This window comes from Dermacoccus sp. Ellin185 (assembly GCF_000152185.1).
Classification (GTDB): domain Bacteria; phylum Actinomycetota; class Actinomycetes; order Actinomycetales; family Dermatophilaceae; genus Dermacoccus; species Dermacoccus nishinomiyaensis.
Genome location: NZ_AEIQ01000085.1, coordinates 14,523 through 28,900, shown reverse-complemented (window position 1 = coordinate 28,900; position 14,378 = coordinate 14,523). Strand labels below are relative to the sequence as shown.

Below are 14,378 nucleotides of genomic sequence, written 5' to 3'. Positions count from 1 at the left end.
TGGTCTCCTTGCTGCCTTCTCGCGAGGGGGACGGCGCTGCGCCGAGACGGCCCGGCAGCCCCCGCTGCGCGCGGATCGGACCCGCAGCGATCGCACGCCCACTGCCGCCGGCCGCATCGAGGATCGACGCGTTCAGTACGGCACGGGCGCTGCGACGCCGGCAGCATCCAGGGTTTCTCGCACGATGCTACGGGCCGCGCTCAGCGCGGGCACATCCGTCCGCGTGACGGGCGCAGCCTCGACGTGACGCAGCATCCCCACCGCCAGATCGTCGATCGCGAGCAACGCAGGACGGGTGCGGCCGGTGCGCGCCGCGTCGTGAAACGCCCGCGAGGTGAGGAAAACAGCCACCCGCAACGGTGCGGGGGTGACGTGGTCCCCACCGTCCGGCGAACGAGAGAGAGCGGCAGAACCGTCGACGGCGAGGTCGTCGCGGGCCGGGGTGTCGGCGCCGTCTCCGTAGGCCAGGGGCTCTACGTCGAAGGTGTCGGCGTCAAGGGCGCCGCTGTCGAGCAGTCCGGTCGCGGCCTCGAGCCGTCTCATCGCGGCTGCCTGGGCACGGCGGGCACGAGCGAGGGGGTTCGCGTCGCGGCGGCTCGACAGGTCGTCGAGGCGCTGCCCCAACGTCAGCGGTGGCGTCTTGGACGCACTGAGCAGCGACGCCCACACGAGCGCGTCGAGGCCGATGTCCTGTGCGACGGCGTCCCAGGTGAGGCTCTGGCCGAAGGAGCGCAGCGGCGGGCGGGCGCGGCGGACGTCTGTGGCCGCGCCGGCGATGATGCCCGTCTCGGCCCCGCAGCGACCGAGCCACCCGTCCGACGACAGGTCGACCTCGACGTTTCCGCCAGAGGGTCGAGCCACAGCCGATAGCCCCAGGTGCGCGGTGATGAGTGCGGCGATCCGCTGAGCCCTGCCCAAGTCATCTCGATCGGTGGCGGAGCGCTCACGCGACGCCGCGACACGCGGCGCAGGGGTGACGACCCGCCCGTCGGCATCCACGGAAAAAAAGACAGACACCCCGACGTCGCGATCCAGCGCTACCCAAGGATCTGCCGACATCACCGGGCCAGGGTATGCCACGCCGGCTTGATCGCAGGCCGCGACAACGCCCCCTGCAGGACCCGCCCTCCTCGCTACGCTCGTCGTCCTCCCGAATCCTTCGAGCTTGATACAAGACGAACGGAGGCCCGATCCGGCCGCGCTTCGCGCGGATGGATCGGGCCTCCGTTCGTCTTGTGCCCCCTGCAGGATTCGAACCTGCGCTCCCGCCTCCGGAGGGCGGTGCTCTATCCCCTGAGCTAAGGGGGCATGCGCTCCAGGAGCGCGAGACGAAACCTTACCAGCAGTTCCCGGCGACGGCGGGCACCATCACGCGCGCGGGCGCGCCTGGTCAGCCCGGACGACCGACGCCGACTCGGCCCGCGACGCTCCGGCCAACGCGCGCGCGTCGAAGCGCTGCGTCGCGTCCGCGACCTCGCCGACGAGTTCCTCGAGCACGTCCTCGAGGAACACGACACCGCTCGTGCGCCCGTCGTCACCGACGACGCGCGCGAGGTGCGCGCCCGAGTTCTGCATCGTGACGAGCACGTCCTCGACCTCGTCCCCGGGACGCACCGTCGCGAGCAGCCGGATGCGGCGCGGCGGAACAGGCTCGGTGTACGCCTCGTCCTGCGCGTACAGCACGTCCTTGAGGTGGATGTAACCGCGCAGCTCCCCCGACGTCGTCATGACCGGGAAGCGCGAGAACCCGTGCTTGGCGACCATCGCGTCGACATCGGCGGGCGTCGCGCCCAACGAGAGCGTGACGAGCGAGTCGAGCGGCACGGCCACGTCGCTCGCGACCTTGTCGGTGAACTCCAGCGCCTCACGCACGCGGCGCTCCTGCCCCGACTCGAGCAGACCCTCTCGGTGCGACTCCTCGACGATCATCTCGACCTCCTCGGTCGAGAACGTCGAGGCCGCCTCGTCCTGCGGTTCGATGCCCATGCGTCGCACGATGGCCTTGCTGACGTTCTCGAGCACCGTGACGAGCGGGCGGATCGCCTTCGTCACCCACAGCAGTGCGGGCGCGAGCAGCAACGCTGCCCGGTCGGGCCCGGCGATGGCGAGGTTCTTCGGCACCATCTCACCGAGCACGACGTGGAAGTACGCGACGATGAGCAGCGCGAGCAGCAGGCTGACGACGTGCGTCAGCCCGTCCGGCATGCCCGTCGCCTCGAGGGGGCCGGCGATGAGGTGGTGCACCGCGTCCTCGGCGACGGCACCCAGCAGCACCGAGCAGACCGTGATGCCGAGCTGCGCGCAGGCGAGCAGCGAGGCGACGTTCTCGAGGGCCTCCAACGCCGCAGAGGCGCGCTTCGAGCCCTCCGCGGCCATCGGTTCGAGCTGCGAGCGCCGCGCTGCCATGACGGCGAACTCGGCGCCCACGAAGAACGCGTTGCCGAGCAGCAGCAGGAGCGAGATCCAGAGCATCATCGGGCCTCACCGGCCCGGGTTGCGCCGCCGATGACATCGTCCATCGACTGCCCCTGCACCGCCGGGGTGAACCGGACGCGGTTGACGCGCCGGCCGTCCATCGACACGACGCGCAGGCGCCATCCCGGCAGCATGAGTTCGTCCCCGACCTCGGGAATGCGGCCGACCTGTTGCATGACGTAACCACCGAGCGTCTCGTAGGCGCGATCGTCGGGCACGGGCGCGCCGATGCGATCGACGACCTCGTCGGGGCGCCACAGCCCGGGCACCGTCCAGGACCCGTCGGGCAGGTGACGGCTCGCGTCGTGCAGCTTGTCGTGCTCGTCGCTGACCTCACCGACGATCTCTTCGATGACGTCCTCGAGCGACACCAGGCCCGAGGTTCCGGAGTACTCATCGATGACGATGGCGAGCTGCAGCCCCGCGCCACGCAGGAGCACGAGCAGCGGTTCGAGCGTGATCGTCTCGGGCACGAAAGTCGGCTTGACCATGAGAGCGGTGACGGGCACATCGCCGCGGCGTTCGACGGGCACGGCGATGGCCTTCTTGACGTGGACGACACCGTGGACGTCGTCCCAGTCCTCCCCCAGCACCGGGAAGCGCGAGTGGCCCGTCGACCTCGCTAGCCGGACGACGTCATCCGCCGTCGCGTCGCGATCGACGGCCTCGCAGCGCACGCGCGGGCTCATGACGTCGGACGCGGTGCGCTCACCGAAGTTGAGCGAGCGCGTCAGCAGGTGCGCGGTGCCCTCCTCGATCGTGCCGGCCTCGGCGCTGCGACGCACCATGGAGCTCAGCTCCTGCGGCGTGCGGGCGGCGGACAGTTCCTCCTGCGGTTCGATGCCCATGGAGCGCAGCAGCAGGTTCGCCGATCCGTTGAGCACGACGATGAGCGGCTTGAAGAGGGCGGCGAACACCTGTACGGGCCGCGCGACGATCTTGGCGACGCGAAGAGGCGCGGAGATACCAAGGAACTGCGGGACGAGTTCACCGAAGATCATCGAGAAGGCGGAGGCGAGAACCATCGCGAGGACGGTCGAGGTCGCCGAGGCCGCGCCGCCGGTGACGCCGATGGCCGCCAACGGGGTGCGCAGCAACGCACCGACGCTGGGTTCGACGATGAAGCCGAGGATCAGCGTCGTGAGGGTGATGCCGACCTGCGCGGCCGACAGCTGCGTCGACAGCCCGCGCAGCGAGGCGAGGACGGGGCGGGCGCGTTCGTCGCCGTCGTCGATGGCGCGCTGGACGGAGTGACGATCCAGCGCGACGAGAGAGAACTCGGTGGCGACGAACAGTGCCGTTCCGAGCGTGAGGACAACTCCGAGGAGGATCAATATCCACTGCGTCATGACGCAGTGAAATTACCACGGGCGCAGCCGTTCACCGGGCTCGTTCCACCTCCCGGGCTGGCCTCGACCGGCGAGGCCCGCGCAGTCTCGCGCCGGGGTGGGCCACCTCACCACCGACCGCCTCTCGCGGCGGCGGCGCGGGAGCGATAGGGTGGCAACGTATGCCGTGTACCACACGGCAGTGGAGTGGTTCACCTCGCTCCTGCCTGACACGGCCACGCGCCGCGTCATGGCGGGGGCAACGGGACGCCTCCCGCACGTGTACGTGAATCGACGCGAATGAAAGAGGCGCATCTGCGTGTCATCCCAGTCCCCCAGCTCTGAGCACGACGACTTCGGCGCGAACGAGTGGCTCGTCGAGGAACTCTTCGAGCAGTACAGCAAGGACAAGAACTCCGTGGATGCCGCATGGCAGGAGTTCTTCGCGACCTATCAGCCGGGCTCGTCGAACTCCTCGGCGCCGGCCTCCACGTCCACGTCGGGCTCGGGCGCGAAGGCCGCTCCCCGAACCGAGAAGCCGATGGCCGCCGAGGCACCGCGCGACCAGCAGGAGGCGCCTGCACAGCAGGCCGCCGAGCCGACGCGCACCGCCGAGAGCGAGCCGCAGAAGCTCGACCCGAAGCAGGCCGAGGGCCACACACCGCTGCCGACGCCGCGCGACCAGGGCGACGGCGCCCTCGGTGACGTGCCGGCGGCGGACGACAAGGACACCCCGCTCAAGGGCATCGCCGCCAAGATCGTGCAGAACATGGAGGCCTCGATCGAGGTCCCGACCGCGACGTCGGTCCGCGCCGTCCCTGCGAAGGCGCTGATCGACAACCGCATCGTCATCAACTCGAACCTCGCCCGCGGCCGCGGCGGCAAGGTGAGCTTCACCCACATCATCGGCTACGCCATCATCAAGGCGCTGCGCGTCATGCCGGAGATGAACGCTTCCCTCTCGGTCGACGAGAAGGGCAAGCCCGTCCTGCACCAGCCGGGGCACATCAACTTCGGCCTCGCCATCGACCTGCAGAAGCCCGACGGTTCGCGCACGCTCGTCGTGCCGTCGATCAAGGGCGCCGAGGCGATGACGTTCGCGCAGTTCTGGGCCGCGTACGAAGAGATGGTCAAGAAGGCGCGCAACAACAAGCTGACGCTCGAGGACTACGCGGGCACGACGATCTCGCTGACCAACCCCGGGGGCATCGGCACGGTGCACTCGGTGCCGCGTCTGATGAAGGGCGCGGGCGCCATCATCGGTGTCGGCGCGCTCGACTACCCCGCCGAGTGGCAGGGCGCGAGCGAGGAGACGCTCAACCGTAACGCCGTCAGCAAGATCCTGACGATCACCTCGACCTACGACCACCGCATCATCCAAGGTGCGACGTCCGGGGAGTTCCTGCGTCAGATCCACCAGCTGCTGCTCGGTGAGAACAACTTCTACGACGAGATCTTCGAGTCGCTGCGCATCCCCTACGAGCCGGTGCGCTGGGTGCAGGACATCTCCGCCAACCACGACGACGACATCAACAAGGTCGCGCGCGTGCAGGAGCTCATCCACGCCTACCGCGTGCGCGGTCACCTCATGGCCGACACCGACCCGCTCGAGTACAAGCAGCGTCGTCACCCCGACCTCGACGTCACGAGCCACGGCCTGACGCTGTGGGATCTCGACCGCACGTTCGCCACGGGCGGTTTCGGCGGCGCCAACTTCCTCAAGCTGCGCAAGATCCTCGGCATCCTGCGTGACTCGTACTGCCGCACGGTCGGCGTCGAGTACATGCACATCCAGAACCCCGAGGAGCGGGCCTGGATGCAGAACAAGCTGGAGAAGACGTACTCGAAGCCGACGTCGGACGAGCAGGAGCGCATCCTGCGCAAGCTCAACCAGGCCGAGGCGTTCGAGACGTTCCTGCAGACGAAGTTCGTCGGCCAGAAGCGCTTCAGCCTCGAAGGCGGCGAGTCCGTCATCGCGATCCTCGACCGCATCCTGTCGGAGGCCGCGGACGCCGGCCTCGAAGAGGCCGCGATCGGCATGCCGCACCGTGGCCGTCTCAACGTGCTCGCCAACATCGCGGGCAAGTCGTACGGCCAGATCTTCCGCGAGTTCGAGGGCACCGCCGCTCCCAACTCGGTGCAGGGCTCCGGTGACGTCAAGTACCACCTCGGCACCGAGGGCGAGTTCGTCTCCGATGAGGGCAACCACACGAAGGTCTACCTCGCCGCCAACCCGAGCCACCTCGAGGCCGTCGACCCGGTGCTCGAGGGCATCGCCCGTGCCAAGCAGGACCGCATCAACCTCGCCGGCACGGCGTTCACGGTGCTGCCGATCCTGCTCCACGGCGACGCCGCGTTCGCGGGCCAGGGCATCGTCGCCGAGACGTTGAACCTGTCGCAGCTGCGCGGCTACCGAACCGGCGGCACGATCCACGTCGTCATCAACAACCAGGTCGGCTTCACGACCGCGCCGAGCTCGTCGCGTTCATCGACGTACTCGACGGACGTCGCGCGCATGGTGCAGGCGCCGATCTTCCACGTCAACGGTGACGACCCGGAGGCCTGCGTCCGCGTCGCGGAACTCGCGTTCGAGTACCGCCAGACGTTCAACAAGGACGTCGTCATCGACATGGTGTGCTACCGCCGCCGCGGTCACAACGAGGGCGACGACCCGTCGATGACGCAGCCGCTCATGTACAAGCTGATCGAGGCGAAGAAGTCCGTGCGTCGCCTGTACGCCGAGGCCCTCGTCGGCCGCGGCGACATGGACCAGGAGCGTGCCGACGAACTGCTCAAGGACTACCAGCAGCAGCTCGAGCGCGTCTTCGTCGAGACGAAGGAGGCGACGAAGAAGGCCGCTGCCGACAGCGCCGCGCAGAGCGCTTCGTCCGATTCCAGCCAGGGCACCGACGCCGAGGGCCACGGCGGCCTCGAGCGCCCGTCCGCTCAGCTCGAGGACGACGCGAAGAGCGCCTACTCCTCGGGCCGTTCCTCCGCGATCACCGAGGCCGCTCTCGAGCGCATCGGCGCGGTGTGGACGAACCCGCCGGAGGGCTTCACGCTGCACCCGAAGCTCAAGCAGCTGCTCGAGCGTCGCACGGCGATGGTCAAGGACGGCGGCATCGACTGGGCCATGGGCGAGCTCATCGCGTTCGGTTCGCTACTCATGGACGGCACGCCGGTGCGTCTGTCCGGTCAGGACACCCGACGCGGCACGTTCGTGCAGCGTCACGCCGTCCTCATCGACAAGGCGAACGGCAACGAGTGGACGCCGCTGCGTTACCTCACGGATGACCAGGCGTGGCTGTGGATCTACGACTCGCTGCTCAGCGAGTACGCCGCGATGGGCTTCGAGTATGGCTACTCGGTCGAGCGTCCCGACGCGCTCGTGCTGTGGGAGGCGCAGTTCGGTGACTTCGTCGACGGTGCGCAGACCATCATCGACGAATTCATCTCGAGCTCGGAGCAGAAGTGGGCGCAGCGCAGCTCCGTCGTGCTGCTGCTGCCGCACGGCTACGAGGGTCAGGGTCCGGACCACAGCTCGGCGCGCATCGAGCGCTTCCTGCAGCTGTTCGCCGAGGACAACATGACGATCGCTTACCCGTCGACGCCGGCGTCGTACTTCCACCTGCTGCGTCGCCAGGCGCACGCGCGACCGCGCAAGCCGCTCATCGTCTTCACGCCGAAGCAGCTGCTGCGCGTGAAGGCCGCGACGAGCTCGCCGGCCGACTTCACCTCGGGCCAGTTCGAGCCGGTGCTGAAGGACCAGAAGCAGCTCGACGGTTCGAAGGTCGAGCGGGTGCTGCTCGCCTCGAGCCGCGTGGTCTACGACCTCGAGGCGGAACGTGAGAAGCGCGGTGACGACACGACCGCCATCGTGCGTGTCGAGCAGCTCGCGCCGATCCCGGCCAAGGAGATCGCCGAGGCGGTCTCGGCGTACCCGAACGCCGAGATCGTGTGGGTGCAGGACGAGCCGAAGAACCAGGGCGCCTGGCCGTTCATGTACTTCAACCTGCCCGACCTGCTCGAGAGCCACGGCGAGACGCGACGTCTGCGCGTCGTGTCGCGTCCGGCGTCCGCGTCGCCCGCGACCGGCAACAACAAGCGTCACGCCGCGCAGAACGCGGAGCTCATGGAGCAGGCGTTCGCGCGCTGAGGTTCACGTGAGCAGCCGTTGATGGTGCGTTCCTGATGAAGCGGTGCCCTCCCCCACGCGGGGTGGGCACCGCTTCGTCGTGGGCGCGCGACGCCTGCGGGGTGGGCACCGAGCTGACGGACGATAAGCTGGGCGCGTGTATTTCACGGATCGGGGTATCGAGGAGCTCGCGGCGCGCCGCGGCGAAGAAGACGTGACGTTCGAGTGGCTCGCGGAGCAGCTGCGTCATTTCGTCGACCTCAACCCGGAGTTCGAGATCCCCGTCGAGCGCCTCGCCACATGGTTGGCACGGCTCGACGACGACGATGACGAGTGAGTGAAGGCGGTCGTAGCGTGTCCTACCCCACCGAAGGCAGCGAGCCCGAGTTCCGGCCGAGCGCCGATTTCCACGTCGCCGAGGGTGAGCGCCGTGTCGGCCTCGTCTTCGTCGGCGACAGCTTCGTCAACGGCTACGGCGACCCGAAGGCCCTGGGGTGGGTCTCGCGGGTCGTCGCGCGTACGCCGCACGAGGGCGTCAGGCTGACGACGTACAACCTCGGCGTGCGCGGCGACAGTTCCTCGGACGTCCTCGCGCGCTGGCGGGGTGAGGCGGCGCTGCGGTGGAAGAACTGCAACGAGCGCCGACTCGTCATCGGCTTCGGCACGAACGACGCCGCGCAGGGTCTGACGACGGCACGTTCGCGCCTCAACCTCGCGAACATCCTCGACGATGCGTCGACGAACGGCATCGCGACGTTCGTCGTCGGCCCGCCGCCCACGAGCGACCCGGAGATGAACGCGAAGCTCGAGGTGCTCGTCGACGCGCACGCAGACGTCTGCGCGCGTCGTGGCGTGACGTATGTCGACTGCTTCCGCCCGCTGCTCGGGCACGATCAGTGGCAGTCGGATCTTGCCGCCAGCGACGGCTACCACCCCGGCCAGGCGGGCTACGGCCTCATGGCGTGGCTCGTGCTTCACGCCGGTTGGCAGGACTGGCTCTCCGTCTGACGGCCCTCATCGCACCTTCGAGCGCCTCACGTCGTCGACGTGGGGCGCTCGTCGTCCCGACAACCACGTTCTGACCGCCCTCTGCGCAGGCAACCGATCGCACCGCAGACGCAGACCCTTCGGTCCCCAACCGCTCCCTGCGCAGGCAACCTTGCGGGCAGCGGACGTGGACGCGCCGGTGCCGTCTCGGGCCGGGACGGCATCGCCCGCAGGCTCGCCGCACCGAGACGGCCCCTTCGGGGCCGGCCGGAAGGCGAGACAAGGGAATGTCAGTACGCGCCGTCGCGCGCGAGGACGGCGCGGAGGGTCTTGAACATGATGACGAGGTCGCCGGACAGGGACCAGTTCTCGACGTAGTAGAGGTCCTTGCGCACGGATTCTTCCCAGGAGAGGTTCGAGCGTCCGCCGACCTGCCAGGGTCCAGTGATGCCTGGTTTGACGTTGAGGCGGCGGTGGACGTGGTGGTCATAGGCTTCGACCTCGCGGGGCAGTGGGGGGCGTGGTCCGACGAGTGACATGCTGCCGGCGATGACGTCGAACAGTTGCGGCAGTTCGTCGAGGCTGTAGCGGCGGATGAAGGCGCCGACGCGGGTGGTGCGGGGGTCGTCTTTCATCTTGAACAGTAGGCCGGAGCCGTCGTTCTGTCGTTCGAGTCCGGCGAGGCGCGCTTCGGCGTCGACGGCCATCGAGCGGAACTTGGTCATCTTGAACAGCGTTCCGTTGACGCCTACTCGGGTCTGGCGGAAGAAGATGGGCCCGGGGCTGTCGAGGCGGACGGCGATGGCGATGGCGAACAGGATCGGGGCGACGAGGACGACCATCCCGGTGGCGATGACGAGGTCGAAGGCCCGTTTGAGGGAGTACTTGACGCCGCTGTAGCGGGGCATCTCAACGCTCATGAGCGGCAACCCTTCGATGGGGTGCCAGTGGATGCGGGGGCCTGCGACGTCCGTCATGCGGCTGGCGAGGGCGAGACGGATGGTGGTGTCCTCGAGCTGCCAGCCGAGTTCGCGCAGCTGCTTGCGGTTGATGCGGTTATGGCCGGCGACGATGATCGTGCTGGCCTCGTAGCGGTGCACGGCGTCGACGACGTCGGCGATCGCGCCGGCCTGGGGCACGACCACTCCGTTGGCGAGCTCGAACGTCGGAGCATCGGTCGTGTCCGTCGCGACGGCGCGCACTACTAGGCCCGCAGCCGGGTTGCGGGCTATGCCTTCGGCGACGTAGCGCACCTCATGCGGTGAGCCGACGACGACGACGCCGTCGACGAGCATCGCGCGGCGGCGTCGCGCGAGCACCCAGCGGCGGACCAGGAGACGTTCGATGAGAAGCAGGACGAGCCCGAGTGGGAGGGCGACGGCCAGGAAGCCGCGCGCTACCTGCCAGCGCAGCAGGACGAGGACGATCGCGAGCGCGCCGAACGTGAAGAACGTGGCGCGCACGACACGACGATATTCGTCGGTGCCGATCGCGATGATCTCCATGTTGTACGCCTGATTGAGAAGCAGCGAGGCCTGCCATCCGAGGATGAGGGCGGGCACGACGACGAGGTAGAGGTTGCCCTGCGAGCGGACGGTGTCGAGCGACGCCTCCGCCATTGCGAAGCGCGCGAAGAACCCGGCAGCCACGGCGAGTGTGATGACGCCCAGGTCGAGGACAAACAGCAGCAGGAACAGGTTGCGCCGCCAGTTGCCACGCATCCTGCCGAGCAGGTCGCGCCTGCCTCTCGCCCCGTCAGTCATGCTCGCCGGCGCCTTTCCCACAAAACCCTGTTTCCCCTTCGTCGGACGCGTCCGAATTCCCCTCGTTCCCGTTCGGCTGCGTCCCCCGCACCGCGGTCGTCTCGAGCCTGCTCCTCAGGCCCGCGCGCGCTCTGCAGCGCGCTCCTGCTGAACGACGCCGGACGCGGCGAGTCGTGCACGCCAGTCACCGATGCTCGGCCCGCGCGGTGAGCGTGCGAGCACGCTGTAGGCGGGCCTCGGCGCGGGCCGCTGGAACGCCTCCGACGTCGTCGGGCGCACGCGCTCAGGATCCAGGCCTGTGAGGCGGAAGGCCTCCTGGGCGAGGTCGAACCACGACCCTTGCCCGGAGCTCGTGCCGTGGTAGAAACCGCCCGGGCATTCCTGCTCGACGAGGCCGATGATCGTCTCGGCGAGATCACCCGTCCACGTCGGCTGGCCGATCTGGTCGGCGACGACGTCGAGCGTCTCGCGCTTGCCGGCCAGCGTCAGCATTGTCGCGACGAAGTTCGGCCCGTGGGCCCCGTAGAGCCAGGCGGTCCGCACGACGAGCGCGTCGGGGTGCGTGGCGCGCACGGCCCACTCCCCTGCAGCCTTCGTGCGGCCGTAGGCCGAGCGCGGGTCCTGAGGATGATCGACGTCGTACGGAGTCGTGCCCCGGCCGTCGAAGACGTAGTCGGTCGAGACGTGCACGAGCTGTGCCGCAGCAGATCGCGCGGCGCGCGCGACGTTGAAGGCACCCGTCGCGTTGAGGGCGAAGGCCGCCGCCTCCTCCGTCTCGGCGGCATCGACCGCGGTGTGCGCGGCACAGTTCACGACGACGTCCGGCCCCTGCTCGGCGACGACGCGCTCGACCTCGGCCCGATCGGTGATGTCGCACCCCGCCGATCCGAGGGCGACGACCGTCACACCACGCCGCTGCAGCAGCGCCACCAGATCCTGACCGAGCATGCCTGTGCCGCCGAGGACCAGCCAGGTGCGCCCCATCTCAGGCTCCCGGCCCGTCGACGGGCGTGGGCACGATCCGCTGATCGGCGTACTTCGCCTCCGTCTCGTCCTTGAACGGGCGCCACCACGACTCGTTGTCGCGATACCACTGGATCGTCGCGGCCAGGCCCTCCTCGAACGACGTGTAGCGCGGACTCCAGCCGAGTTCCTCGCGCAGCTTCGTCGAGTCGATCGCGTAGCGGCGGTCGTGGCCGGGCCGATCGGTGACGTGGTCGAAGTCGTCGGCGTCACGCCCCATCCCGGTGAGGATGGCCTGCACGACGGTCTTGTTGTCGAGCTCACCGTCGGCGCCGATGAGGTAGGTCTCCCCGATGCGCCCGCGCTCGATGATGGCCCAGACGGCCGCGTTGTGGTCGTCGACGTGGATCCAGTCGCGCACGTTGAGCCCGTCACCGTAGAGCTTGGGGCGCACGCCGTCGATGAGGTTAGTGATCTGGCGCGGGATGAACTTCTCGATGTGCTGGCGCGGACCGTAGTTGTTCGAGCAGTTCGAGATCGTCGCCCTGACGCCGAAGCTGCGCACGCAGGCACGCACGAGCATGTCGCTGCCAGCCTTGGTTGAGCTGTACGGGCTCGACGGGTTGTACGCCGTCGCCTCGGTGAAACGCTCCGGGTCATCGAGCTCGAGGTCGCCATACACCTCGTCGGTGGAGATGTGGTGGTACCGGACGTCGTGCTTGCGCGCCGCCTCGAGCAGCGTGTAGGTGCCGACGATGTTGGTCTGGACGAACGGCCACGGCTCGGCGAGGGAGTTGTCGTTGTGCGACTCGGCGGCGAAGTGGACGACGAGGTCGGACGCGGCGACGAGACGGTCGACGAGCGCGGCGTCGGCGATGTCGCCGCGCACCAGCTCGACGTGCTCCCCCAGCCCGTCGAGAGATCTCTCGTTGCCCGCATACGTCATGGCGTCGAGAACGACGATGCGCGCCTCTGGGCGCTCCTTCACCGTCAGGTGGACGAAGTTGCCGCCGATGAAGCCGGCTCCGCCGGTGACCAGGATCTGCACCCTGCCAGCATAAGGTAGGCCTATGAAGGGAATCATTCTCGCGGGGGGATCGGGAACGCGACTTCACCCGATCACACGGGGCATCAGCAAGCAGCTCATGCCGGTGTACGACAAGCCGATGATCTACTACCCGATCTCGACGCTCATGATGGCCGGAGTCCGCGAGATCCTCATCATCACGACGCCGCACGACAGCAAGCAGTTCCAGCGGCTGCTGGGCGAGGGATCCGACTGGGGTGTCGAGATCAGCTACGCCGTGCAGCCCTCGCCCGACGGCCTCGCGCAGGCGTTCATCATCGGCGAGGAGTTCATCGGCGACGACTCGGTCGCCCTCGTCCTCGGCGACAACATCTTCCACGGCGCCGGCATGGGGACGGCGCTGCAGGGCCACGCTGAGCTCACCGGTGGCCACGTCTTCGCTCATCACGTGACGAACCCGAGCGCCTACGGCGTCGTCGAGTTCGACGCGGACGGCAACGTCGTCTCGATCGAGGAGAAGCCGGAGCAGCCGAAGTCGCGTTACGCCGTGCCCGGCCTGTACTTCTACGACAACGACGTCGTCGACATCGCGAAGAACCTCGAGCCCTCCCCGCGTGGCGAGCTGGAGATCACGGGCGTCAACGACGAGTACCTGCGCCGCGGCAACCTCACGGTGACGGTGCTGCCGCGCGGCACCGCGTGGTTCGACACGGGCACCTTCAAGGGCCTCATGGACGCCTCGCAGTTCGTCCACGTCCTCGAGGAGCAGCAGGATCTGAAGGTCGGCTGCGTCGAGGAGATCGCGTGGCGTCAGGGCTGGATCGACGACGCGCAGTTCTCCGCCCTCGCCGACTCCCTCGTCAAGTCCGGTTACGGCGCCTACATGCACCGCGTCCTCGCCGAAGGCCACATCACCCCCGCCGTCCGCAAGGCCCTGTGATGGACATCCAGCCGCTGAAGATCGACGGCGCCTACGTCGTCACGCCCCGCCAGTTCCCCGACGGGCGCGGCGTGTTCATGGAGGGCTTCCGCGGCGACAAGCTCGCCGAGCACCTCGGCCACCGCATGGACGTCGTCCAGTCGAACATCTCGGTCAGCAGCCGCGGCACGGTGCGCGGCATCCACTTCGCCGACGTGCCACCGAGCCAGGCGAAGTACATCACCGTCCTGTCGGGCTCGATCATCGACTTCATCGTCGACATCCGCGTCGGGTCGCCGACGTTCGGGCAGTGGGAATCGGTCGTGCTCGACACGAGCGAACGCAAGGCGGTCTACCTCGCCGAGGGGCTCGGCCACGCGTTCTGCGCCCTCGAGGACGATTCGACGGCGATGTACCTGTGCAGCGCGCCTTACACCCCCGAGCGCGAGCACGGCATCAACCCCCTCGACACGACGGTGGGGCTGACCCTGCCCGACGACATCGAACCGCTGCTGTCCCCCAAGGACGAGGCTGCGCCGTCGCTGGCGGAGGCCGAGGCGTCGGGTCTGCTGCCGCGATACGACGACTGCGTGCGCTTCTACGACTCGTTGCGCTCGGCCTGATCGCAGCGGCCCGCGTCCTGCATGATCACGCGTGACGCACGTCTCACGAGGCGGCTCCAAGGTCGCTGCACGGGCATGGTGTCGCGCGCACGAGGCGGGCCGTAGGTCACGATCCCGCATACTTATGTCGTGTCGCTCGCCCGGGGCGAGGCGCGGTG

General features: G+C 68.6%; 11 protein-coding genes and 1 tRNA gene. 5 read left to right on the top strand and 7 right to left on the bottom strand.

Annotated features, from left to right (window positions below; translation table 11 throughout):
* Positions 1–132 precede the first annotated feature (132 nt).
* The 4 genes from HMPREF0321_RS08745 to HMPREF0321_RS08730 form a co-directional block, all read right to left on the bottom strand.
* The gene (locus tag HMPREF0321_RS08745; RefSeq protein WP_139023615.1) at positions 133–861 is read right to left on the bottom strand and encodes a hypothetical protein; all 729 of its coding nucleotides are present in this window, start codon (positions 859–861) and stop codon (positions 133–135) included.
* Positions 862–1,236: 375 nt separating this feature from the next.
* Positions 1,237–1,308, bottom strand: a tRNA-Arg gene (locus HMPREF0321_RS08740).
* 60 nt (positions 1,309–1,368) lie between these two features.
* Entirely contained in the window at positions 1,369–2,475 is a 1,107-nt protein-coding gene (locus HMPREF0321_RS08735) for a hemolysin family protein (RefSeq protein ID WP_006945979.1), read from the bottom strand.
* Positions 2,472–3,824, bottom strand: a complete 1,353-nt coding sequence (locus HMPREF0321_RS08730; protein WP_006946029.1) for a hemolysin family protein — start codon at positions 3,822–3,824, stop codon at positions 2,472–2,474. Before HMPREF0321_RS08730 ends, HMPREF0321_RS08735 begins: the two co-directional genes overlap by 4 nt.
* 298 nt (positions 3,825–4,122) lie before the next feature.
* On the opposite strand from HMPREF0321_RS08730, the gene HMPREF0321_RS08725 reads away from it, so the two are divergent.
* The 3 genes from HMPREF0321_RS08725 to HMPREF0321_RS08715 all read left to right on the top strand — a co-directional run bounded on the left by HMPREF0321_RS08725 (position 4,123) and on the right by HMPREF0321_RS08715 (position 8,946).
* Positions 4,123–7,959, top strand: coding sequence for a multifunctional oxoglutarate decarboxylase/oxoglutarate dehydrogenase thiamine pyrophosphate-binding subunit/dihydrolipoyllysine-residue succinyltransferase subunit (locus tag HMPREF0321_RS08725; protein ID WP_006946024.1), 3,837 nt, complete (start codon positions 4,123–4,125; stop codon positions 7,957–7,959).
* A gap of 136 nt (positions 7,960–8,095) precedes the next feature.
* The gene (locus HMPREF0321_RS08720) at positions 8,096–8,275 is read left to right on the top strand and encodes a DUF6104 family protein (RefSeq protein WP_006946035.1); all 180 of its coding nucleotides are present in this window, start codon (positions 8,096–8,098) and stop codon (positions 8,273–8,275) included.
* Between the two features lie 17 nt (positions 8,276–8,292).
* On the top strand, positions 8,293–8,946 hold the full coding sequence (locus HMPREF0321_RS08715) for a GDSL-type esterase/lipase family protein (RefSeq protein WP_006945919.1): 654 nt from the start codon (positions 8,293–8,295) through the stop codon (positions 8,944–8,946).
* A gap of 269 nt (positions 8,947–9,215) precedes the next feature.
* Here HMPREF0321_RS08715 and HMPREF0321_RS08710 read toward each other — a convergent pair whose 3' ends face one another.
* From HMPREF0321_RS08710 to rfbB, 3 genes are all read right to left on the bottom strand, one after another.
* Entirely contained in the window at positions 9,216–10,688 is a 1,473-nt protein-coding gene (locus HMPREF0321_RS08710; RefSeq protein WP_139023614.1) for a sugar transferase, read from the bottom strand.
* A gap of 114 nt (positions 10,689–10,802) precedes the next feature.
* Positions 10,803–11,672 (bottom strand): dTDP-4-dehydrorhamnose reductase, encoded by an 870-nt coding sequence (rfbD, locus tag HMPREF0321_RS08705; protein ID WP_006945878.1) that lies wholly within the window; start codon positions 11,670–11,672, stop codon positions 10,803–10,805.
* Position 11,673: 1 nt separating this feature from the next.
* The gene (rfbB, locus tag HMPREF0321_RS08700) at positions 11,674–12,699 is read right to left on the bottom strand and encodes a dTDP-glucose 4,6-dehydratase (RefSeq protein WP_006946009.1); all 1,026 of its coding nucleotides are present in this window, start codon (positions 12,697–12,699) and stop codon (positions 11,674–11,676) included.
* 22 nt (positions 12,700–12,721) lie between these two features.
* On the opposite strand from rfbB, the gene rfbA reads away from it, so the two are divergent.
* Complete coding sequence (gene rfbA, locus HMPREF0321_RS08695) at positions 12,722–13,618, top strand: glucose-1-phosphate thymidylyltransferase RfbA (protein WP_006945868.1); 897 nt, start codon at positions 12,722–12,724, stop codon at positions 13,616–13,618.
* A complete protein-coding gene (locus HMPREF0321_RS08690) occupies positions 13,618–14,220 on the top strand; it encodes a dTDP-4-dehydrorhamnose 3,5-epimerase family protein (protein ID WP_006945956.1) in 603 nt (200 codons plus the stop codon). The genes rfbA and HMPREF0321_RS08690 overlap by 1 nt, the downstream gene beginning before the upstream one ends.
* Positions 14,221–14,378: the final 158 nt, after the last annotated feature.

Bases quoted from the DNA above. Each gene is read 5' to 3' on its own strand.
- HMPREF0321_RS08690 (WP_006945956.1), top strand. From the start codon at position 13,618: ATGGACATCCAGCCGCTGAAGATCGACGGCGCCTACGTCGTCACGCCC.
- HMPREF0321_RS08710 (WP_139023614.1), bottom strand. From the start codon at position 10,688: ATGACTGACGGGGCGAGAGGCAGGCGCGACCTGCTCGGCAGGATGCGT.
- HMPREF0321_RS08735 (WP_006945979.1), bottom strand. From the start codon at position 2,475: ATGATGCTCTGGATCTCGCTCCTGCTGCTGCTCGGCAACGCGTTCTTC.
- HMPREF0321_RS08730 (WP_006946029.1), bottom strand. From the start codon at position 3,824: ATGACGCAGTGGATATTGATCCTCCTCGGAGTTGTCCTCACGCTCGGA.
- rfbA (WP_006945868.1), top strand. From the start codon at position 12,722: ATGAAGGGAATCATTCTCGCGGGGGGATCGGGAACGCGACTTCACCCG.
- rfbD (WP_006945878.1), bottom strand. From the start codon at position 11,672: ATGGGGCGCACCTGGCTGGTCCTCGGCGGCACAGGCATGCTCGGTCAG.